Annotated in this window: 18 protein-coding genes; 8 read left to right on the forward strand and 10 right to left on the reverse strand. The window is 56.4% G+C overall.

The window, feature by feature from the left end:
* Nucleotides 1–201: 201 nt before the first annotated feature.
* The 9 genes from prmA to acuI form a co-directional block, all read right to left on the reverse strand.
* On the reverse strand, nucleotides 202–1,083 hold the full coding sequence (gene prmA / locus M8014_RS20960) for a 50S ribosomal protein L11 methyltransferase (protein WP_271284309.1): 882 nt from the start codon (nucleotides 1,081–1,083) through the stop codon (nucleotides 202–204).
* Between the two features lie 11 nt (nucleotides 1,084–1,094).
* On the reverse strand, nucleotides 1,095–2,546 hold the full coding sequence (gene panF, locus M8014_RS20965) for a sodium/pantothenate symporter (RefSeq protein ID WP_271284310.1): 1,452 nt from the start codon (nucleotides 2,544–2,546) through the stop codon (nucleotides 1,095–1,097).
* Nucleotides 2,536–2,778: a YhdT family protein gene (locus M8014_RS20970; RefSeq protein ID WP_271284311.1), complete on the reverse strand. Its 243-nt coding sequence runs from the start codon at nucleotides 2,776–2,778 to the stop codon at nucleotides 2,536–2,538. The genes panF and M8014_RS20970 overlap by 11 nt, the downstream gene beginning before the upstream one ends.
* A 108-nt stretch (nucleotides 2,779–2,886) precedes the next feature.
* Nucleotides 2,887–4,236 carry an acetyl-CoA carboxylase biotin carboxylase subunit gene (gene accC, locus M8014_RS20975; protein WP_271284312.1) on the reverse strand — a complete coding sequence of 450 codons (1,350 nt, stop codon included), beginning with the start codon at nucleotides 4,234–4,236 and terminating at the stop codon, nucleotides 2,887–2,889.
* Nucleotides 4,237–4,246: 10 nt separating this feature from the next.
* A complete protein-coding gene (gene accB / locus M8014_RS20980; RefSeq protein ID WP_271268374.1) occupies nucleotides 4,247–4,717 on the reverse strand; it encodes an acetyl-CoA carboxylase biotin carboxyl carrier protein in 471 nt (156 codons plus the stop codon).
* 22 nt (nucleotides 4,718–4,739) lie between these two features.
* A complete protein-coding gene (aroQ, locus tag M8014_RS20985; protein WP_271268373.1) occupies nucleotides 4,740–5,192 on the reverse strand; it encodes a type II 3-dehydroquinate dehydratase in 453 nt (150 codons plus the stop codon).
* 233 nt (nucleotides 5,193–5,425) lie between these two features.
* On the reverse strand, nucleotides 5,426–6,025 hold the full coding sequence (gene msrQ / locus M8014_RS20990; protein WP_271284313.1) for a protein-methionine-sulfoxide reductase heme-binding subunit MsrQ: 600 nt from the start codon (nucleotides 6,023–6,025) through the stop codon (nucleotides 5,426–5,428).
* On the reverse strand, nucleotides 6,026–7,027 hold the full coding sequence (gene msrP / locus M8014_RS20995; protein ID WP_271284314.1) for a protein-methionine-sulfoxide reductase catalytic subunit MsrP: 1,002 nt from the start codon (nucleotides 7,025–7,027) through the stop codon (nucleotides 6,026–6,028).
* A gap of 77 nt (nucleotides 7,028–7,104) precedes the next feature.
* Nucleotides 7,105–8,079 carry an acrylyl-CoA reductase (NADPH) gene (gene acuI, locus M8014_RS21000; RefSeq protein ID WP_271284315.1) on the reverse strand — a complete coding sequence of 325 codons (975 nt, stop codon included), beginning with the start codon at nucleotides 8,077–8,079 and terminating at the stop codon, nucleotides 7,105–7,107.
* A gap of 183 nt (nucleotides 8,080–8,262) precedes the next feature.
* Here acuI and csrD point away from each other — a divergent pair, with 183 nt between their 5' ends.
* The 8 genes from csrD to tldD all read left to right on the forward strand — a co-directional run bounded on the left by csrD (nucleotide 8,263) and on the right by tldD (nucleotide 20,527).
* Nucleotides 8,263–10,203 carry an RNase E specificity factor CsrD gene (gene csrD / locus M8014_RS21005; protein WP_271284316.1) on the forward strand — a complete coding sequence of 647 codons (1,941 nt, stop codon included), beginning with the start codon at nucleotides 8,263–8,265 and terminating at the stop codon, nucleotides 10,201–10,203.
* Nucleotides 10,204–10,483: 280 nt separating this feature from the next.
* Nucleotides 10,484–11,527 carry a rod shape-determining protein MreB gene (gene mreB, locus M8014_RS21010; RefSeq protein ID WP_064327643.1) on the forward strand — a complete coding sequence of 348 codons (1,044 nt, stop codon included), beginning with the start codon at nucleotides 10,484–10,486 and terminating at the stop codon, nucleotides 11,525–11,527.
* Between the two features lie 61 nt (nucleotides 11,528–11,588).
* A complete protein-coding gene (mreC, locus tag M8014_RS21015) occupies nucleotides 11,589–12,602 on the forward strand; it encodes a rod shape-determining protein MreC (RefSeq protein ID WP_271284317.1) in 1,014 nt (337 codons plus the stop codon).
* The gene (gene mreD / locus M8014_RS21020; protein ID WP_271284318.1) at nucleotides 12,602–13,090 is read left to right on the forward strand and encodes a rod shape-determining protein MreD; all 489 of its coding nucleotides are present in this window, start codon (nucleotides 12,602–12,604) and stop codon (nucleotides 13,088–13,090) included. Before mreC ends, mreD begins: the two co-directional genes overlap by 1 nt.
* 9 nt (nucleotides 13,091–13,099) lie before the next feature.
* Entirely contained in the window at nucleotides 13,100–13,693 is a 594-nt protein-coding gene (locus M8014_RS21025; protein ID WP_271284319.1) for a Maf family protein, read from the forward strand.
* The gene (gene rng / locus M8014_RS21030; protein WP_271284320.1) at nucleotides 13,683–15,152 is read left to right on the forward strand and encodes a ribonuclease G; all 1,470 of its coding nucleotides are present in this window, start codon (nucleotides 13,683–13,685) and stop codon (nucleotides 15,150–15,152) included. The genes M8014_RS21025 and rng overlap by 11 nt, the downstream gene beginning before the upstream one ends.
* Before the next feature lie 45 nt (nucleotides 15,153–15,197).
* Nucleotides 15,198–18,995: an AsmA2 domain-containing protein YhdP gene (gene yhdP, locus M8014_RS21035; RefSeq protein ID WP_271284321.1), complete on the forward strand. Its 3,798-nt coding sequence runs from the start codon at nucleotides 15,198–15,200 to the stop codon at nucleotides 18,993–18,995.
* Between the two features lie 86 nt (nucleotides 18,996–19,081).
* Nucleotides 19,082–20,527 (forward strand): metalloprotease TldD, encoded by a 1,446-nt coding sequence (tldD, locus tag M8014_RS21040; RefSeq protein WP_271284322.1) that lies wholly within the window; start codon nucleotides 19,082–19,084, stop codon nucleotides 20,525–20,527.
* Between the two features lie 37 nt (nucleotides 20,528–20,564).
* Here the strand turns inward: tldD and aaeR are convergent, their stop codons facing one another.
* The gene (gene aaeR / locus M8014_RS21045) at nucleotides 20,565–21,488 is read right to left on the reverse strand and encodes an HTH-type transcriptional activator AaeR (RefSeq protein WP_271284323.1); all 924 of its coding nucleotides are present in this window, start codon (nucleotides 21,486–21,488) and stop codon (nucleotides 20,565–20,567) included.
* Between the last annotated feature and the right edge of the window lie 5 nt (nucleotides 21,489–21,493).

Consider the following 21,493-nt stretch of genomic DNA (forward strand, 5'->3'; position numbering starts at 1 on the left):
TATGCTCATTTTATGGCCGCTTACAATTTCCCAAAACTTCTCATTTTTTCTTAAAGAATCATACCCCTGAGCGGGATAATCTGCTGTTTTTAGCAGCAGATTTCAGCTGTTCTTTGCGATCCAGGTCTCATTTTAGAACATGATCACTGCCTGATGTTTAATCAACGTCGTTGTTTAAATGTCAGGCAGTTGGGCAGATGCTTACTTTCTGCAACCCGTAATGCGGCACCACTCTTCTTTCTCGACCACCGGGTCGAGTGCAAAGAGATCGGCATACGCTTCACACACGCTCTCGGCCTGGCTGGCAAGAATGCCGGACAGGCCCAGTAAACCGCCGTCAACGGGCAGGACGCTGATCAATGGCGCCAGCTCACGTAACGGGCCTGCCAGGATATTGGCGACGACCACATCGGCTTTCATGGCCTCTGGCTGATCGTTTGGCAGATACAGCTCAAGGCGCTCGGAGACGCCGTTACGTTCGGCGTTATCGCGGCTGGCCTGAATCGCCTGTGGATCGATGTCGATCCCGATCGCTTTTGCGGCACCCAGCTTCAGGGCGGCGATAGCGAGGATCCCGGATCCACAGCCAAAGTCGATCACCGTTTTGCCGTCCAGATCCAGACCATCGAGCCATTGCAGACACAGGGAGGTGGTGGGGTGAGTACCGGTTCCGAATGCCAGACCCGGATCGAGCATTACGTTGACCGCGTTGGCATCCGGTACGTCGCGCCAGCTCGGGCAGATCCACAGACGTTTGCCAAACTGCATCGGGTGGAAGTTATCCATCCACTCGCGCTCCCAGTCTTTATCTTCCAGCTGCTCAATCTTGTGGACAAAACCTGCGCCCAGCAGCGGATGGTTTTCCAGAATGGCCACCACCTCATTCATGTCGGTTTCAGCATCGAACAGGCCGATGACGTCAGTGTCACCCCACAGGCGGGTTTCGCCCGGCAGAGGTTCAAACACCGGGGTGTCATGCGTGTCCTGGAAGGTGATGGAGACCGCACCGGTTTCCATCAGCGCATCACTCATTTCTTCGGCATTGGCGCCGGTCGTATTCAGTTTCAGTTGGATCCACGGCATGGCAAAACTCTTTATTTATCAGTAGAAATGACGGCTGCCTGCGGCGCAGGTTGACCAAAACGGTTCCCGACCACAAACGCCAGCAAACTCAACAGTAGCGAAGGCACAATCGGATGGAAGCCCAGGTACTGAACATTAAAGGAGGCGAGCACGGCATACAGCACGCCACCGACAATCATCGCACTCAGGGCACCGGCAGCGTTCGCGCGCTCCCAGTACAGCCCCAGCACCAGCGGCCACAGGAACACGGCTTCCAGCCCGCCAAAGGCCAGCAGATTGAGCCAGATTATCATCTCAGGCGGCTTCCAGGCCGCCAGCAGCAGCAGCGCCCCTAACAGCAGGGTGATCGCCGCCGACATCCGCTTCAGGCGTCGCTCGTTGGTCATCTGCTCCGGATGCATACTCAGGTACAGATCTTTGATGATCGTAGCGGAACTTTGCAGCAACTGGGCGTTGATTGTCGACATGATCGCCGCCATGGGTGCCGCGAGGAAGATCCCGGCGGCAAAAGGTGGCAGGACCTTGACCATCAGGGTTGGGATCACCAGATCAGGCACGGTCAGATCCGGGATCACTGCCCGGCCCAGCGCGCCCGCAAGGTGCATACCGAACATCAGGATCGCTACCACAATGGTGCCGATGATGATGCCGCGATGCACTGCCTTGCTGTCTTTGTAAGAGATACAGCGTACGGCGGTATGCGGCAGACCAATCACCCCGAAGCAGACCAGTACCCAGAAGGAGGTCATAAAGGTCGGGGAGAGGATGTCATCCGCGCCCTGCGGGGAGACCAGTTTTGGATCGATAGTCTGCAGGGTTTCCACTGCCTGACCTAACCCGCCCGCAGCATGCACTACGCCCACCAGCAGCACGATCGTGCCAATCAGCATCACCATGCCCTGCATCGTATCGTTAAGCACGCTGGCGCGAAAACCACCAAAAGCGGTATACAGCGCGATACTGATGCCAAAGATCAGCAGCCCCGTTTCGTAAGGGATACCTGCGGCGGTTTCCAGCAGGCGTGCGCCGCCGATAAACTGCACCGTCATCGCGCCCACGAACGCCACCAGTAAACTGAGGCTGGCAAGCCACACCAGCAGACGGCTCTGGTAGCGTGCAAAGAGCATATCGTTCAGCGTGACGGCATTATAACGACGCGCCAGAATGGCGAACTTTTTACCCAGAATACCCAGCGAGAGCCAGACGGCAGGGAGCTGGATCATCGCCAGCAGTACCCAGCCAAGGCCATATTTATAGGCTGCTCCCGGGCCACCAATAAACGAACTGGCGCTGATGTAGGTCGCGGTCAACGTCATGGCCAGCACGATCCCGCCCATGGAGCGACTGCCGAGGAAATATTCGTTAAGGAAAGGGCCAGTCGAACGCTTACGCATGGCATACACGGACAGACCGAATACCACCAGCAAATAGGCGATCAGCGGCAGAATGACTTCAAGCTGCATTGTCGTCCTCCAGCGAGATGTCGCGATAGATGAACTTCACCATCGCCCAGCACAGCACAATAAACACCAGCGGGATAAGCAGGCAGGCCATTTCGAACCAGTGCGGCAGGCCCGTGAACCCAATCCGGGAGTCAGGTAAGTAAGCAGCCACTAACCACGCAGCCAGATAGAGAAGGGTTAGCCACAGCGCCCAGCGGGCTTCTTTGTTGGCCTGAACAAAACGTTTGTCCATTTTTTGTCCCTGGTGGGAAAAGAAAGCGGGAATTGTACATGATGGAACTGAGCAATCCCCAGAAATAAAAAAGGCCGGATTAACCGGCCTTTTGTTGCTTACGTACGCTTATTTTTCATGAAGACCGAGCTTTTTCTCCAGATAGTGGATGTTAGTCCCACCATGCTGGAAGTTCTCGTCAGTCATAATACGCATCTGCAGTTCAACGTTGGTTTTGATACCATCGATGATCAGCTCCTGCAGCGCGTTCTTCATGCGGGCAATCGCCACATCACGGGATTCGCCGTAGCAGATAAGCTTACCAATCATTGAGTCATAGTACGGCGGTACAGTGTAGCCGGCGTAGATATGAGACTCCCAGCGCACACCAAAACCACCCGGCGCGTGGAAACGCGTGATTTTACCCGGGCTTGGCAGGAAGGTGTTCGGGTCTTCGGCGTTGATACGGCATTCCACCGCATGGCCTTTCACCACAACTTCTTCCTGCTTGATGGACAGCGGTTGACCCGCCGCGATACGCAGCTGTTCTTTGATCAGGTCAACGCCGGTGATCATTTCGGTAACCGGGTGTTCAACCTGAATACGGGTGTTCATCTCAATGAAGTAGAACTCGCCGTTTTCGAACAGGAACTCGAAGGTACCTGCACCGCGATAGCCGATATCCACGCACGCTTTAGAGCAACGTTCGCCGATGTAGCGACGCAGTTCCGGCGTGATGCCTGGTGCTGGCGCTTCTTCGACTACTTTCTGGTGGCGGCGCTGCATGGAGCAGTCACGTTCTGCCAGATAGATAGCATTGCCCTGACCGTCTGCCAGCACCTGAATTTCGATGTGGCGTGGGTTCTCGAGGAATTTCTCCATGTACACCATGTCATTGCTGAAAGCGGCTTTCGCTTCAGCTTTGGTCATGGCGATGGACTGAGCCAGATCCGCATCGTTACGCACAACGCGCATACCGCGACCGCCGCCGCCGCCGGACGCTTTGATGATAACCGGGTAGCCAATGCGTTTAGCATGGGCACGGTTAGCATCCATATCGTCGCCCAGTGGGCCGTCGGAGCCTGGTACGGTTGGGACGCCGGCTTTCTTCATGGCGGTGATCGCCGACACTTTGTCGCCCATCAGGCGAATAGTGTCAGCTTTCGGGCCGATGAAGATAAAGCCGGAGCGCTCAACCTGCTCAGCAAAGTTGGCGTTCTCAGAGAGGAAGCCGTAACCCGGGTGAATAGCCACCGCGCCAGTGATCTCAGCGGCGCTGATGATAGCCGGGATATTCAGGTAGCTTTTAACGGACGGAGCCGGGCCAATACAGACCGTCTCATCCGCCAGTAAAACGTGTTTCAGATCGCGATCCGCGCTTGAGTGCACAGCAACGGTCTTGATGCCCAGCTCTTTACAGGCACGAAGGATTCGCAGTGCAATCTCGCCGCGGTTGGCGATAACAATTTTATCCAGCATGTTCGCCTCGTTACTCGATGACGACCAGCGGCTCGTCAAATTCAACCGGCTGACCACTTTCGACCAGAATCGCTTTCACAGTACCTGACTTGTCTGCTTCGATCTGGTTCATCATTTTCATGGCTTCAACGATGCACAGGGTATCGCCTACGTTAACTTTCTGGCCCACTTCGATGAACGCTTTAGCGTCCGGGCTCGGGGTGCGGTAGAAAGTACCAACCATTGGGGAACGTACGATGTGACCACTGATTTCCGCTGCTGCTGGCGCTTCCATTGCTGGAGCGGCTGCCGGAGCGACAGCGTTAGACAGAGCTGGCTGCTGCATCATTGGTGCAGCGTAAGCCTGTTGCATCATCGGGTAGCCGACGTTTGGCGCGGCACGGCTGATGCGTACAGACTCTTCGCCTTCAGAAATTTCCAGTTCGGAGATGCCTGATTCTTCAACCAGCTCGATCAGTTTTTTAATCTTACGAATATCCATGAGTGGGTTCCGTACTCTTTGTTTAGTGTGATTGTGACAGGCGTTTTACCGCTGTCTGTAAAGCGAATGAATAGCCGTCAGCCCCCAATCCGCAGATCACGCCCGTGGCGATATCTGACAAATAGGAATGGTGGCGGAACGGCTCCCGCGCATGCACGTTGCTGAGGTGGATCTCGATAAACGGGATGCTCACCGCCAGCAGCGCGTCGCGGATAGCCACGCTGGTATGCGTAAACGCGGCCGGATTGATCAGGATATAGTCCGTTGTGTCTTTAGCCTGATGAATTCGGTCGATGATGGCGTATTCCGCATTCGACTGAAAATGGTCAAGTTCCACATTGAGCGCCGCCGCTTCGGTAGCGAGACGGTTAACAATGTCGGTTAACGACAGGGTGCCGTACTTCTCGGGTTCACGGGTGCCGAGCATATTCAGGTTCGGTCCGTTTAAAACTAAGATGTGAAACTTGTCAGCCATTGTGCCGCTATCTCCTGCGATTCTCCGGTAAAAAACAAAATATACCTTCGATGCGCGATTGTCACCCTCTCGGGGTATCAAAAACCCGTCGGGGAAACCAAAGTCGCACATTATAACGATTTCGTAGCATTTGGCAGCTAAATACTGGTCTTATCAGGGAAGATTATCAACCGCATTCGGAAAAAGCCTAAGGAAGGATAAGCGATCTGCGGGAATCCGCACACTTTCGCCCGTTATCGCCACCACTGGCGAAACTTCTTATAACGCCATGCCAGCATTATCAGCGCCAGGAGCGCATAGATGATCGGCTGCGGTGACAGAATTTTCACTGACCAAAGGTAGTGTATGGGGGCCAGGATCGCGACAAGATACACGAAATTATGCAGAAATTGCCAGCGTCGACCCAGTTTTCGCTGCGCGTACTGGGTGGAGGTCAACGTCAGGGCCAGTAAGATAATCCAGCTGATAATCCCCAGCGTTAAGTACGGGCGGGTGATCAGTTCGCGGCCAAGCAGACCCAGATTGTTGATGCCGAGTTCCAGCAGCGCATAGCTGGTGAGATGCAGGCTCGCCCAGGCAAAGCACCATAATCCCAGCAGGCGTCGGGTGCGGATCAGCAGGGGTTGTCTGGCGTAACGCGCCAGTGGAGAGATAAGCAGGGTCGCCAGTAAAAATTTCAGTGCCGTCCTGCCGGTAAAGTGCTGGATATCTTTTGCCGGATCGGCACTGAATCCGCCGTGGCTGACGGCCCAGCACAGCCATATAAAAGGAAGCAGCCCCGCCAGATGCAGGGCAACTTTCAGCCAGATAATCTGCTTTGCTGTCAGACGCACTTAGAAAAACTCCCGTAAGTCGAGGCCGCGATACAGTGACGCCACCTGGTCGGCATAACCGTTAAACAGCAGGGTGGGCTGGCGTTTAACGTCCAGTGCGCCGCCCGAGCCAATAAAACGCTCGCTGGCCTGCGACCAGCGCGGATGATCGACGTGCGGATTCACGTTGGCGTAAAAACCGTATTCGTTCGGCGCGGCAAGATTCCAGGTGGTGGGTGGACGCTCGCGGGTCAGCCTGATGCTGACAATCGATTTAATCCCTTTAAAGCCATATTTCCACGGCACGGTCAGGCGGATCGGCGCCCCGTTTTGCGGCGGCAGCGCTTTGCCGTACACCCCGACGGTCAGCAGCGTCAGCGGATGCATGGCTTCGTCAAGGCGCAGCCCTTCCACATATGGGTACTCAAGTCCGCCGCCGATAAAGCGGTCCTGCTGCCCGGGCATCACCTCTGGCGCGTAAAGGGTCTTGAAGGCGACATATTTTGCATTGCTGGTGGGTTCAACCATCGCCAGTAATTTATGCAGCGGAAAACCAATCCATGGCACTACCATCGACCAGGCTTCCACGCAGCGCATGCGGTAGATTCGCTCCTCCAGCGGGAAGCGGCGGGTTAAATCGTCATAATCGAGGGTCAGAGGTTTAGCCACTTCGCCCTCAATTTTCAGCGTCCAGGGATCGGTTTTCAGGCTCCCGGCGTTGGCGGCAGGATCGGCTTTATCCAGTCCAAATTCATAGAAGTTGTTGTAGCCCGTGACCTTCTCCTCCGGCGTTTTAGCAAGCGGACTCTGCCACTGCGCAGGCTGGGTAAAGGTGAGGGGTTTACCGGGAGGCGCTTTCGGGCGGTCGTTGCCCTTAAACCAGTCCAGCAGATCGGCGTGGGCGAGGGGAGAGAGAGTCAAGGCTCCAGCGCTGATCCCCAGCATCTTCAGGACCTGGCGACGCTTGAGCATAAAAACGGATTCCGCGGTGACATCGGTTTCCGTAAGGGGTTTGAGTTTCATGGCATCCTCCGTCATGCATTTTTCTAAGCATGACGGAGGAGAAGGGTTAACGCGAATATGTCACGAAAATTTGAAGATTAGGCAATCTTCACCAGCGTACGGCCCTGGATCTGATTGTTGACGATCTTCGCAGCAAATTCCGGCGCCTGCTCAAGGCTAATCTGGGTGGCACTCTGCGTGTAGAAAGATTCTGGCAGATCCTGCACCAGACGTTCCCAGGCCTGCGCGCGGCGTACGGCAGGGGTCATAACCGAATCCACACCCTGCAGACGGACATTACGCAGGATAAACGGCATCACCGTTGTCGGCAGGGTGAATCCCCCCGCCAGGCCACAGGCCGCCACGCAGCCGCCGTAGTTCATCTGCGCCAGCACTTTTGCCAGCACTTTATCACCGACGGTATCGACCGCCCCTGCCCAGATCTGTTTTTCCAGCGGACGGGTTTCGGCAAACTCATCGCGGCTCAGAATACGGCTGGCTCCCAGCTGACGCAGATAGTCATGGGTGCTTTCGCGACCCGACACCGCCGCCACCTGATAGCCCAGCTTGTGCAGCAGCGCGACCGCCGTACTGCCTACGCCGCCGCTGGCGCCGGTAACCACCACTTCACCAGACTCTGGACGCACGCCTGCTTCTTCCAGCGCCATTACGCACAGCATCGCGGTAAAACCGGCCGTGCCGACGATCATCGCTTTACGCCCGTCCATTCCTTTTGGCATCGGCACCAGCCAGTCACCGTTGACGCGCGCCTGCGCCGCCAGTCCGCCCCAGTGGTTTTCGCCCACGCCCCAGCCGGTCAGCAGCACCTGCTGGCCGGTATGAAAACGCGGATCTTCGCTGGTGTGTACGCGCCCGGCAAAGTCGATACCAGGCACCATCGGGAAATTACGGATGATTTTGCCGGTGCCGGTAATGGCGAGTGCATCTTTGTAGTTCAGGCTGGACCAGTCGATATCAACGGTCACGGCACCTTCAGGCAGGCGGCTCTCCTCAATAGATTGCACTGATGCCAGTGTTTTGCCTTCCTGTTGTTCTAAGATCAAAGCCTGCATACGGATTCCTTACTCAGCATGATGATGGGAAAATAATTTTTGAAGACTATACTCGCTCAGTGACGTGCAATGCCGATTTAACGCAATAAATTGCCAGATACACCCGATTTGGTAGTATGCCGATGTGTATTGCAAGTTAGCGCTCACTTGCTATCCCCATCAACTCACGGAGTAATCTCAAGGATGCGATTATCGACGAAGTTCTCCGCTTTTATCACCCTGCTTACCGGATTGACCATTTTTGTCATCCTGATCGGTTGCTCGCTGAGTTTTTATAACGCGATCCAGGGCAAGCTGGTGAACCGCATGCAGTCCGTCGCATCGGTCATCGATTCCCGTCTGGTCAGCACCTCTTTTTCCGCGCTCTCGCAACAGTTGGATGAGCTGATGGTGCCCGTGGACATTACGCAGGTTGAGATTAAGCAGGGCGATCACCGCGTTTTCATTCACACGGCGCCGCACCGCTATCGCCCTGCGGGAACGCAGTACAACACACGCGAACTGACGGTCGAGTCGCTGAAAAACCCCGGAATGAGCATCAATCTGGTCTATCAGGATCCGATGACCAGCTACTTCCGCTCACTGATGACGACCGCGCCGCTGACGATAGCGATTTTGCTGATAGTGGCGGTGATTTTCCTCGCGGTGCGCTGGTTGCGCCGCCAGTTGTCCGGGCAGGAGCTACTGGAGACGCGGGCGGCGCGGATCCTCAATGGCGAGCGCGGAGCGCAGGTACGTGGTTCCGTCTATGAATGGCCATCGCGCACCAGCAGCGCGTTGGACGCGCTGCTCTCCGACATCCAGTTTGCCAGCGATCAGCGGAGCCGGATGGACACACTGATTCGCTCCTACGCTGCCCATGACAACAAAACAGGCCTTAATAATCGTCTGTTCTTTGACAGTCAGCTGGCAACCCTGCTGGAAGACCAGGAGAAAGTCGGCTCGCACGGCGTGGTGATGATTGCTCGCCTGCCCGATTTCGATCTCCTGAAAGACAACTGGGGGCGCTCGGTGGCGGAAGAGAACCTGTTTACGCTCATCAATCTGCTCTCCACCTTTATTATGCGTTACCCCGGCGCGCTGCTGGCGCGCTATCGCCGCAGTGATTACGCGGTGCTGCTGCCGCATCGCACCCTGAAAGAGTCGGAAAGCATCGCCAGCCTGCTGCTGAAAGCGGTGGATGCGCTGCCCCCGAGCAAAATGCTCGATCGCGATGATATGGTGCATATCGGTATTTACGCCTGGCGCAGCGGGCAGGCAACCGAACAGGTCATGGAACATGCTGAAGCCGCCACGCGCAATGCGGTGCTGCAGGGGGCAAACGGCTGGGCGGTGTACGATGATTCTCTCCCGGAAAAAGGGCGCGGTAACGTGCGCTGGCGTACCCTGATTGAGCAGATGCTCACCCGGGGCGGGCCGAGGATTTACCAAAAACCGGCGGTAATGAATAACGGAGAGGTCCACCATCGGGAGCTACTGTGCCGTGTTTTTGACGGTAATGAGGAAGTGGGATCCGCCGAGTATCTGCCGATGGTTCTGCAGTTTGGGCTCTCAGAAGAGTACGATCGCCAGCAAATTTCTCGATTGATGCCATTCTTATCCTTCTGGCCGGAAGAGACGCTGGCGTTGCAGGTGACGGTGGAGTCGCTGATCCGCCCACGTTTCCAGCGCTGGCTGCGGGATCTGCTGATGCAATGTGAAAAATCGCAGCGGAAGCGGATTATTTTTGAACTTGCAGAGGCGGATGTTTGTCAACACATCAGTCGGTTACAGCCGATTGTCCGGTTGATCAGTGCGCTGGGCGCGCGCGTTGCGGTGACGCAGGCGGGCCTGACGCTGGTCAGCACCAGCTGGATTAAGGTGCTGGAGGTGGAGCTGCTGAAGCTGCATCCCGCACTGGTCAGGAATATTGAAAAACGCACCGAAAACCAGCTGCTGGTTCAGAGTCTGGTTGAAGCCTGTAAGGGAACAAAGACGCATGTATTTGCGACCGGTGTGCGGTCCAGAACCGAATGGCAGACGTTGACAGAACGCGGAGTTACAGGGGGTCAAGGCGATTTTTTCGCGGCCTCTCAGCCTCTTGACACTAATGTGAAAAAATATTCGCAAAGATACTCTGTTTAACCTGCCGTTTGGTGAGTTTTCACGTAGAATATCGCGCCTGTAGCGTAAAGTGTGACGCACAAAAAGACAGTGAACGTCCTTTAACGGATTACAAATAAAAGTGAGAAACGCAGCTGTTTGCTCAGTCCTGAGGGAGTCAGGTGCCGATTTGTAACAAAGGAAACGTACTGCACTAATTTTCACCGTAGCAGACGATTTTTGCGCCTTGTCGCTGCTGCGCGTGGTTGATAAAGTAAGCGGATTTTGTTTTCCGCCCCAGCTTTCAGGATTATCCCTTAGTATGTTGAAAAAATTTCGTGGCATGTTTTCCAACGACCTGTCCATTGACCTGGGTACCGCGAATACCCTCATCTATGTAAAAGGACAAGGCATTGTACTGAATGAGCCTTCTGTTGTGGCCATTCGTCAGGATCGTGCTGGTTCACCGAAAAGCGTTGCGGCAGTAGGCCATGACGCTAAGCAGATGCTTGGTCGTACGCCGGGTAATATCGCTGCCATTCGTCCAATGAAAGACGGCGTGATCGCTGACTTCTTTGTGACCGAGAAAATGCTGCAGCACTTTATCAAGCAAGTTCACAGCAACAGCTTTATGCGTCCGAGCCCGCGCGTTCTGGTTTGTGTGCCGGTTGGCGCCACCCAGGTTGAGCGTCGTGCTATTCGTGAATCCGCTCAGGGCGCAGGTGCGCGTGAAGTCTTCCTGATTGAAGAGCCGATGGCTGCGGCAATTGGTGCCGGTCTGCCGGTCTCCGAAGCAACCGGTTCTATGGTTGTGGATATCGGTGGTGGTACCACTGAAGTGGCCGTTATCTCGCTGAACGGCGTGGTGTATTCCTCTTCCGTGCGTATCGGTGGTGACCGTTTCGATGAAGCCATCATTAATTATGTGCGCCGTAACTACGGCTCTCTGATCGGTGAAGCCACCGCAGAGCGTATTAAGCACGAGATCGGTTCTGCTTACCCGGGTGACGAAGTTCGTGAAATCGAAGTTCGTGGTCGTAACCTGGCCGAAGGCGTTCCTCGTGGCTTTACCCTGAACTCCAACGAAATCCTCGAAGCGCTGCAAGAGCCGCTGACCGGTATCGTTAGCGCCGTCATGGTTGCCCTCGAACAGTGTCCGCCAGAACTGGCGTCCGATATCTCCGAGCGCGGCATGGTGCTGACCGGTGGTGGTGCGCTGCTGCGTAACCTCGACCGCCTGTTGATGGAAGAGACAGGTATTCCTGTCGTAGTTGCTGAAGATCCACTGACCTGTGTTGCCCGTGGTGGCGGCAAGGCGCTGGAAATGATCGACGTGCACGGCGGCGACTTGTTTAGCGAAGAGTAATCAGGTGTGAAAGGGTAGCGGATGCTACCCTTTCTCTCTGACGCGAGAGTACGCATAGCCTATGAAGCCAATTTTTAGCCGTGGCCCGTCGCTACAGTTTCGCCTGATCCTTGGGGTGTTGGTAGCGCTTGGTGTCATTATTGCCGATAGCCGCCTCGGTACGTTCAATCAGATCCGAACGTACATGGATACTGCCGTCAGTCCTTTCTATTTTATTTCAAATGGTCCCCGTGAATTACTCGACAGCGTGTCGCAAACCCTGTCTTCACGCGATCAGCTCGAGCTTGAAAACCGCGCCTTACGTCAGGAACTGCTGCTGAAAAACAGCGAGCTGCTGATGCTGGGTCAGTACAAGCAGGAGAACGCCCGTCTGCGTGAGCTTCTGGGTTCCCCGCTGCGTCAGGATGAGCAGAAGATGGTGACTCAGGTGATCTCTACCGTTAACGATCCGTATAGCGATCAGGTAGTGATCGACAAAGGCAGCGTCAATGGCGTGTATGAAGGCCAGCCGGTCATCAGTGATAAAGGCGTTGTCGGCCAGGTGGTGGCGGTTGCCAAGCTCACCAGCCGCGTACTGCTGATTTGCGATGCGACTCACGCGCTGCCTATCCAGGTACTGCGTAACGACATCCGCGTGATTGCGGCCGGTAACGGCTGTACCGACGACCTGCAGCTGGAACATCTGCCGGCTAATACCGATATTCGGGTTGGCGATGTGCTGGTGACCTCGGGTCTGGGCGGTCGTTTCCCGGAAGGTTATCCGGTGGGCGTTGTCTCATCCGTGAAGCTGGATACCCAGCGTGCTTACACCGTGATTCAGGCGCGTCCGACCGCGGGCCTGCAGCGCCTGCGCTATCTGCTGCTGTTATGGGGTGCCGATCGTAACGGAACCAACCCGATGACGCCGGAAGAAGTGCATCGCGTAGCCAATGAACGCCTGATGCAGATGATGCCGCAGGTTCTGCCTGCGCCAAACTCCATGGGACCGCCTGCGCCGGTACCTGCACCTGCAACGGGGCTGACCCAACCGACGCCTGCTACACCGCCACCGCGACTCTCCTCGGGAGGGCAATAGTGGCCAGCTATCGTAGCCAGGGACGCTGGGTTATCTGGCTCTCATTTCTGATCGCGTTGTTGCTGCAAATCATGCCCTGGCCGGATAACATCCTTGTTTTCCGGCCAAATTGGGTACTACTGATTCTGCTCTACTGGATCCTCGCTCTGCCGCACCGCGTAAATGTGGGCACAGGTTTTGTGATGGGTGCCATACTGGATCTCATCAGTGGCTCGACGCTTGGCGTTCGCGCCCTGTCCATGAGCATCATCGCCTATCTGGTCGCACTGAAATTCCAGCTCTTTCGTAATCTGGCGCTCTGGCAACAGGCGCTGGTGGTTATGCTGTTATCGCTTGCTGCGGATATCATTGTTTTCTGGGCAGAGTTTTTAGTGATCAACGTCTCTTTCCGTCCGGAAGTGTTCTGGAGTAGTGTAGTAAACGGTGTGCTCTGGCCATGGTTATTCCTGCTGATGCGTAAGATTCGCCAGCAATTTGCCGTGCAATAAAAGGTTTCTATGACGTCTTTGTATCTCGCTTCCGGCTCCCCGCGCCGTCAGGAACTCCTGACCCAGTTAGGGGTGTCTTTTGAACGTATCGTGACCGGCATTGAAGAACAGCGTGCCGCGGGCGAAAGCGCACAACAGTATGTTTCTCGTCTTGCGCGGGAAAAGGCACAGGCAGGCGTGGCTCAGACGCCGCGCGATTTGCCGGTGCTTGGAGCTGATACCATCGTGATCCTCAACGGTGAAGTCCTCGAGAAACCGCACGATGCCGCGCATGCGGCGCAAATGCTGCGTAAATTGTCCGGGCATACGCATCAGGTGATGACCGCCGTCGCGCTGGCAGACAGTCAGCACGTGCTGGACTGTCTGGTTGTCACCGATGTCACGTTCAGAGTACTCACAGAAGAGGATATCGCTGTTTATATCGCCAGCGGTGAACCTATGGATAAAGCAGGTGCATACGGTATTCAAGGGTTGGGTGGCTGTTTTGTCAGGAAGATTGCTGGCAGCTATCACGCCGTAGTCGGCTTACCGCTGGTGGAAACGTATGAGTTGCTGAGCAATTTTAACTCACTACGTGAGGGAAGGGATAATTATGACGGCTGAATTGTTGGTAAACGTAACGCCATCCGAAACGCGTGTAGCCTATATCGATGGCGGAATTCTTCAGGAAATTCATATCGAGCGCGAAGCGCGGCGCGGGATCGTAGGCAATATCTACAAAGGTCGCGTCAGTCGTGTTCTGCCGGGTATGCAGGCGGCATTTGTAGATATTGGCCTTGATAAGGCCGCGTTCCTGCATGCATCTGACATCATGCCGCATACCGAATGCGTGGCGGGTGAAGAGCAAAAACAATTTACCGTGCGTGATATCTCCGAACTGGTGCGTCAGGGCCAGGACCTGATGGTGCAGGTGGTGAAAGATCCGCTTGGTACCAAAGGCGCACGTCTCACTACCGACATCACGTTACCCTCCCGCTATCTGGTCTTTATGCCCGGTGCTTCTCACGTTGGCGTTTCGCAACGTATTGAGAGCGAAACCGAGCGCGAGCGCCTGAAAAAAGTGGTTGGCGCTTACTGCGACGAGCAGGGCGGATTTATTATCCGCACCGCGGCTGAGGGGATTAGCGAAGACGATCTGGCCTCGGATGCCGCCTACCTGAAACGCGTCTGGACAAAGGTGATGGAGCGTAAAAAGCGCAACCAGACCCGCTACCAGATGTACGGTGAGCTGGCGCTTGCCCAGCGCGTGCTGCGCGACTTTGCCGATGCTCAGCTCGATCGCATTCGCGTCGACTCTCGTCTGACGTATGATGCGCTGCTGGAGTTTACTGCTGAGTACATTCCCGAGATGCCCGGCCTGCTGGAGCATTACAGCGGACGTCAGCCGATCTTCGATCTGTACGATGTTGAAAATGAAATTCAGCGCGCGCTTGAGCGTAAGGTTGAGCTCAAGTCCGGTGGTTATCTGATTATTGATCAGACCGAAGCGATGACCACGGTGGATATCAATACCGGGGCGTTTGTTGGCCATCGCAATCTGGACGACACCATATTTAACACCAACATCGAAGCAACGCAGGCCATTGCTCGCCAGCTTCGTCTGCGCAATCTGGGTGGCATTATCATCATCGACTTTATCGATATGAGTAATGAAGATCACCGTCGCCGCGTTCTGCACTCGCTGGAGCAGGCGCTGAGTAAAGATCGCGTTAAAACCAGCATCAATGGCTTCTCGCAGCTGGGGCTGGTGGAGATGACCCGCAAGCGCACCCGTGAAAGCGTGGAGCATGTGCTGTGCAACGAATGCCCGACCTGCCATGGCCGCGGCACGGTGAAGACCGTGGAGACGGTCTGTTATGAGATCATGCGTGAGATTGTCCGCGTTCATCATGCCTACGACTCCGACCGATTCCTGGTCTATGCTTCTCCCTCAGTGGCCGAAGCCCTGAAAGGGGAAGAGTCGCATGCCCTGGCAGAAGTGGAAATTTTTGTCGGCAAACAGGTCAAAGTACAAATCGAGCCGCTCTACAATCCGGAGCAGTTTGACGTGGTGATGATGTAACCCGCAGCATGCTGCGAGATAAGAACGGCTGACAAGGAGCGACGCGTGAGGCGACTGCCGGGGATTTTATTGCTTACAGGGGCAACGCTGATTGTGATTGTCGCGCTGCTCGTAAGCGGGCTGCGTCTCGTATTGCCGCATCTGGACAGCTGGCGTCCACAGTTGCTGGAGAAAATTGAAACCGCCACTGGTGTGCCTGTGGCGGCAAGCCAGCTCAGCGCAAGCTGGCAAAATTTTGGCCCGACCCTCGACGTGCGCGACATCAACGCCCAACTGAAAGATGGCGGCTATCTCAAAATCAACCGCGTAACTCTGGCGCTGGACGTGTGGCAAAGCCTGCTGCACCTGCGCTGGCAGTTTCGCGATCTCACCTTTTATCAACTGCAGTATCTGACCAACACCCCACTGCGCAGCGATGAGCAGGGCGACGGCTTTGAAGCCAACCGCATCAGCGATCTGTTCCTGCGCCAGTTTGACCACTTTGATCTGCGCGACAGTGAAATCAGCTTTATCACCCTTTCCGGGCAGCGCGCAGAACTGGCTATTCCCCAACTGACCTGGCTTAATGGCAAAGATCGGCACCGCGCCGAGGGGCAGGTGAGCCTCTCCAGCCTCAACGGCCAGCACGGCGTGATGCAGGTACGTATGGATCTGCGCGACGACGATGGTCTGCTGAATAACGGCAAGGTATGGCTGCAGGCGGACGATGTGGACGTCAAACCCTGGCTCGGGGAGTGGTTGCAGCAGAACATGCAGCTGGAAACCGCTCGCTTTAGCATCGAAGGCTGGATGACCCTCACTAAAGGCCAGTTCGCCAGCGGTGATATCTGGCTCAAACAGGGGGGAGCCAGCTGGGCCGGCGAACGCCGTCAGCATCAGCTCTCCGTCGATAACCTTACCGCACATGTGACCCGCGAACAGGGCGGCTGGCAGTTCGCCATCCCGGACACCCGCATCACAATGGATAACAAACCCTGGCCACGCGGCGCACTGGCGCTGGCCTGGATCCCGGCGCAGGACGTTGGCGGTGTCGACAGCAAGCGCAGCGACGAGCTGCGCATCCGCGCCAGCAACCTGAAGCTCGAAAGCCTCGAAGGCTTGCGTACCCTCGCGGGCAAGCTCTCTCCGGCGCTGGGTGAGATCTGGCAGGCTACGCAGCCGGTCGGGGCCATCAACACCCTGGCGCTGGATATTCCTCTGCAGGCCACCGAGAAAACCCGCTTTAACGTCGCGTGGACCGATTTAGCCTGGAAGCAGTGGAAGATGCTGCCGGGGGCCGAGCATTTCAGCGGAACGCTGGAAGGCAGCGTGGAGGATGGCCGTCTGACCGCCAACATGCGTGAGGCGAAAATGCCTTACGAAACCGTTTTCCGCGCGCCGCTGGAAATCGAAAAAGGCACGGCGACCCTCAACTGGCTGAAAAACGAAAATGGCTTCCAGCTCGACGGGCGCAATATCGACGTCAAAGCCAAAGGGGTGCATGCCCGGGGCGATTTCCGCTATTTACAGCCGACGGGTGATGAGCCCTGGCTGGGGATCCTGGCGGGCATCAGCACTGACGATGGTGCCCAGGCCTGGCGCTATTTCCCGGAAAACCTGATGGGTAAAGAGCTGGTGGATTACCTGAGCGGTGCCATCCAGGGAGGCCAATCCGATAACACCACGCTGGTGTATGGCGGCAATCCACACCTGTTCCCGTATAAGCACAACGAAGGGCAGTTCCAGGTATGGGTGCCGTTACGCAACGCCACCTATGCTTTCCAGCCGGACTGGCCTGCGTTAAAGAACCTGGATATTACGCTCGATTTCATCAACGACGGCCTGTGGATGAAAACGGATCGCGTGGCGCTGGGGGGCGTGACGGCGAGTAATCTGGCGGCGGCGATCCCGGACTATTCGAAAGAAAAGCTGCTGATTGACGCCGATATTAACGGGCCCGGCAAAGCCGTTGGACCCTACTTCGACGAGACACCGCTGGATGATTCGCTGGGTGCCACACTCAAGCAGCTCCAGCTGGATGGCGATGTGAATGCTCGCTTACATCTGGATATTCCACTGGATGGTACCCTGACCACCGCCAAAGGCGAGGTCAGGCTCAAAAACAACAGCCTGTTGATCAAGCCGCTGGACAGCACCCTGACCAATCTGAGCGGCCAGTTCAGCTTTGTTAATGGCGACCTGAAAAGTGGGCCGCTGACCGCCAGCTGGTTTGGTCAGCCGGTCAATGTCGATTTCTCAACCACCGAAGGCAACAAAGCCTATCAGGTGGCGGTAAATCTGGATGGCAACTGGCAGCCTTCGCGGATGCATGTGCTGCCAAAACCTGTCAGTCAGTCCCTTGAGGGGCGCGTGCCGTGGAAAGGTAACGTCGCGATTACTCTGCCGTATCGTGGCGATGCGCATTATAAAGTCGATATTAACGGCGACCTGAAGAACATCAGCAGCGACTTACCGTCGCCGCTGGCTAAGAACGCAGGAGAAGCGCTGCCGGTGAAACTGGCGGTCGACGGGGATCTCAACAGCTTTACCCTGAGCGGCAACACCAGCAGTAAGAATCACTTCAACAGCCGCTGGCTGCTGAACCGTAAGCTGACGCTGGATCGTGCCATCTGGACCACTGACAGCCGCACGCTGCCGCCGTTACCGGAGCAGCCGGGTATCGAACTGAATTTGCCGCCGATGGACGGCGCACAGTGGTTAGCGCTTTTCCAGCGCGGAGTCGGGCAAAATGTGGATGATGCCGCGCAGTTCCCGCAGCACATCACCGTGCGTACGCCTGCGCTGGCACTGGGCGGACAGCAGTGGAATAACCTGAGCATTGTCTCGCAGCCCACGGCGAACGGGTCGAAAATCGATGCGCAGGGGCGGGAGATCAACGCCACGGTACTGATGCGCAATTCGGCACCCTGGCAGGCGAATATCCGCTATCTCTATTACAACCCGGCGGCAGCCACCTCCGGCAGCGGGAGCAACTCCTCTGTGCTCGCAAACGCCAGCCAGATTAATTTTTCCGGCTGGCCTGATTTACAGCTGCGCTGCGCCGAATGCTGGCTGTGGGGGCAGAAGTATGGCCGTATCGACGGCGACTTCGCCATTAAGGGCAACACCTTAACTCTGGCGGGCGGGCTGGTGGATACCGGCTTTGCCCGTCTGACAGCCAACGGCGAGTGGGTGAACGGCACCGGTGAGCAGCGCACCTCGCTGAAGGGGCAGTTGAAGGGCCGCAAGCTGGATGCGGCCTTCAACTATTTCGGTGTGAATACGCCGGTTCGCGATTCGTCGTTTGACGTCGATTACGATCTGCACTGGCGCAACCCGCCGTGGCAGCCGGACGAGGCCTCGCTGAACGGCATCCTGAAAGCCCGGCTCGGCAAAGGTGAAATTGCCAATGTAAGCACCGGTCATGCTGGACAACTGCTGCGCCTGCTCAGCTTTGACGCGCTGCTGCGCAAGCTGCGTCTGGACTTTAGCGACACCTTCGATGAAGGCTTCTACTTCGACTCCATCAACAGCACCGCGTGGATCAAAGACGGCGTCCTGCACACCGATGATACGCTGGTCGATGGACTGGAGGCGGATATCGCCATGAAAGGCTCCGTCAATCTGGTCCGCCGCGAGCTCAACATGGAAGCCGTCGTGGCACCGGAGATTTCGGCGACCGTTGGCGTAGCGGCGGCCTTTGCGGTCAACCCGATAGTCGGTGCGGCGGTGTTTGCCGCCAGTAAAGTACTGGGGCCGCTGTGGAGTAAAGTCTCGATTCTGCGTTATCGCATTACTGGCCCGGTCGATAAACCACAGATTAATGAAGTGCTGCGTCAGCCGCGCAAAGATGCACAGCAATGATTTGACGCGGGCAATTAATTGCCTCACTCTCAATAGATAAGATCTTAGATACGTCCTGTGGACGGCAACGAACGAGTAGCAAAACGATGAGTCTGAACCTGGTAAGTGAACATCTGCTGGCAGCGAACGGCCTGAGCCATCAGGACCTGTTTTCCATTCTTGGTCAACTGACCGAGCGCCGTCTCGACTACGGCGATCTCTACTTTCAGTCGAGCTATCACGAATCCTGGGTTTTAGAAGACAGCATCATCAAAGATGGTTCTTATAACATCGATCAGGGCGTCGGTGTTCGCGCCATTAGCGGTGAGAAAACCGGTTTTGCCTACGCAGACCAGATTAACCTCACCGCGCTGCAGCAGAGCGCCCAGGCGGCGCGTACCATCGTGCGCGAAAATGGTGATGGTCGCGTGAAGACGCTGGGCGAAGTTCAGCATTCAGCGCTGTATACCAGCATCGATCCGCTGCAGAGCTTAAGCCGCGAAGAGAAGCTGGATATTCTGCGTCGCGTCGACAAAGTCGCGCGTGCTGAGGATAAGCGCGTGCAGGAAGTGTCTGCCAGCCTGAGCGGTGTGTATGAGCTGATTCTGGTGGCAGCAACCGACGGCACCCTCGCTGCCGACGTGCGCCCGCTGGTGCGTTTATCCGTCAGCGTGCTGGTGGAAGATGACGGCAAGCGCGAGCGCGGTTCAAGCGGTGGCGGTGGTCGTTTCGGTTACGAATGGTTCCTCGGCCTGGAAGAGGGTGAAGTCCGCGCCGACGCGTGGGCGAAAGAGGCCGTGCGCATGGCGCTGGTTAACCTGTCAGCCGTGGCGGCACCTGCGGGTACGCTGCCGGTAGTCCTGGGCGCAGGCTGGCCTGGCGTACTGCTGCACGAAGCGGTCGGTCACGGTCTGGAAGGCGATTTCAACCGTCGCGGCACCTCTGTATTCAGCGGTCATATGGGTGAGCTGGTGGCATCTGAACTCTGCACCGTGGTCGATGACGGCACCATGACCGATCGTCGTGGCTCCGTATCCATTGACGATGAAGGGACGCCGGGTCAGTACAACGTGCTGATCGAAAATGGCATCCTGAAAGGTTACATGCAGGACAAACTGAATGCGCGCCTGATGGGCGTGGCACCAACCGGTAACGGCCGCCGAGAATCTTACGCGCACCTGCCAATGCCGCGCATGACCAACACTTACATGCTGGCGGGCAAGTCCACGCCGCAGGAGATCATCGAGTCGGTAGAGTACGGGATCTTCGCGCCAAACTTTGGCGGCGGTCAGGTGGATATCACCTCGGGTAAATTTGTCTTCTCAACCTCAGAAGCCTATCTGATTGAAAAGGGCAAAGTGACCAAAGCGGTGAAGGGCGCAACCCTGATTGGCTCCGGCATTGAAGCGATGCAGCAGATCTCGATGGTCGGTAACGACCTGAAGCTGGATAACGGTGTCGGCGTGTGCGGCAAAGAGGGACAGAGCCTGCCTGTTGGCGTCGGTCAGCCGACCCTGAAAGTGGATAACCTGACCGTCGGCGGTACTGCCTAATCGTGCATCAAGAAGCCCTCTGCTCGAGGGCTTCTGTTTACTCCTTTCTGCCCCGCATCTCCTTAAACAGCGCCGCCACCTGCACAAAATAATCCGTCAGATAGTTGATGCACACCTGCACCTTCAGCGGGAGTTTGTCCTTTTCCGTATACACGGCATACACCGGACGTGGATCGGACTGGTAGCGCGGGAACAGGATCTCCAGATCGCCGCTGTTGATTTCGTTGATGACCCACATCAGCGGGACGTAAGCGATTCCAGCGCCCGCCACCAGCCAGCGGGAAATGGTCATCGGATCGTTGGTCACGAAGCGGCCCTGCGGGAGCAGGGTGGTGGAGAGCCCTTCGGGGGCAATCAGCTCAAATTCGTTGTCCGGCCGCACGCTGTACTCCAGCCAGGCATGATTGGCGAGATCGGCTGGTTTTTCCGGAATCCCCGCCCGCGCCAGGTACTTTTTCGCCGCGCATACCACCATCGGCATGCTGCCCAGACGACGGGAGAAAAGGCTCGAATCCTGCAGCGCACCCACGCGGATTACCACGTCCAGCCCGTCGGCAATCAGGTCCGGGGCCGGAATACCGGTGACTAAATTCACCGTCAGCCCCGGATATTCCTGCAGCATATCGGCGGTCATCGCGGCCAGCACATTTTGTGCCATAGTTGATGAACAGCCAATGCGCAGGGTGCCAATGGGGGTGTTGTTGAAGGCGTAGAGTTGCTCATGCACCGACTGCGCCTCATACAGCATCCGCCGACAACCCTGGTAATAAATCTTCCCGGCTTCCGTCAGACCGATGCTGCGGGTGCTGCGATTAAGCAGCTTCACCTGGAGATCATTTTCCAGTTTGGCGACGGTCTGGCTTATCGATGAGACGCTCATCTGTAATTGCCTGGCGGCGGCGGTAAAAGACCCCAGCTCAACCACTTTGGCAAATACCGACATTCGTTTAAGACGTTCCATTGTTC

Origin of the sequence: Silvania hatchlandensis, assembly GCF_025564065.1 — a bacterium.
Classification (GTDB): Bacteria; Pseudomonadota; Gammaproteobacteria; order Enterobacterales; family Enterobacteriaceae; genus Enterobacter; species Enterobacter hatchlandensis.

What these genes read in the sequence shown, in the direction of transcription:
- accC (WP_271284312.1), bottom strand. Translation starts at nt 4,236, where the DNA reads ATGCTGGATAAAATTGTTATCGCCAACCGCGGCGAGATTGCACTGCGA.
- aaeR (WP_271284323.1), bottom strand. Translation starts at nt 21,488, where the DNA reads ATGGAACGTCTTAAACGAATGTCGGTATTTGCCAAAGTGGTTGAGCTG.
- msrP (WP_271284314.1), bottom strand. Translation starts at nt 7,027, where the DNA reads ATGAAACTCAAACCCCTTACGGAAACCGATGTCACCGCGGAATCCGTT.
- M8014_RS20970 (WP_271284311.1), bottom strand. Translation starts at nt 2,778, where the DNA reads ATGGACAAACGTTTTGTTCAGGCCAACAAAGAAGCCCGCTGGGCGCTG.
- aroQ (WP_271268373.1), bottom strand. Translation starts at nt 5,192, where the DNA reads ATGGCTGACAAGTTTCACATCTTAGTTTTAAACGGACCGAACCTGAAT.
- accB (WP_271268374.1), bottom strand. Translation starts at nt 4,717, where the DNA reads ATGGATATTCGTAAGATTAAAAAACTGATCGAGCTGGTTGAAGAATCA.
- acuI (WP_271284315.1), bottom strand. Translation starts at nt 8,079, where the DNA reads ATGCAGGCTTTGATCTTAGAACAACAGGAAGGCAAAACACTGGCATCA.
- tldD (WP_271284322.1), top strand. Translation starts at nt 19,082, where the DNA reads ATGAGTCTGAACCTGGTAAGTGAACATCTGCTGGCAGCGAACGGCCTG.
- M8014_RS21025 (WP_271284319.1), top strand. Translation starts at nt 13,100, where the DNA reads ATGACGTCTTTGTATCTCGCTTCCGGCTCCCCGCGCCGTCAGGAACTC.
- csrD (WP_271284316.1), top strand. Translation starts at nt 8,263, where the DNA reads ATGCGATTATCGACGAAGTTCTCCGCTTTTATCACCCTGCTTACCGGA.
- panF (WP_271284310.1), bottom strand. Translation starts at nt 2,546, where the DNA reads ATGCAGCTTGAAGTCATTCTGCCGCTGATCGCCTATTTGCTGGTGGTA.
- mreB (WP_064327643.1), top strand. Translation starts at nt 10,484, where the DNA reads ATGTTGAAAAAATTTCGTGGCATGTTTTCCAACGACCTGTCCATTGAC.
- prmA (WP_271284309.1), bottom strand. Translation starts at nt 1,083, where the DNA reads ATGCCGTGGATCCAACTGAAACTGAATACGACCGGCGCCAATGCCGAA.
- rng (WP_271284320.1), top strand. Translation starts at nt 13,683, where the DNA reads ATGACGGCTGAATTGTTGGTAAACGTAACGCCATCCGAAACGCGTGTA.
- mreC (WP_271284317.1), top strand. Translation starts at nt 11,589, where the DNA reads ATGAAGCCAATTTTTAGCCGTGGCCCGTCGCTACAGTTTCGCCTGATC.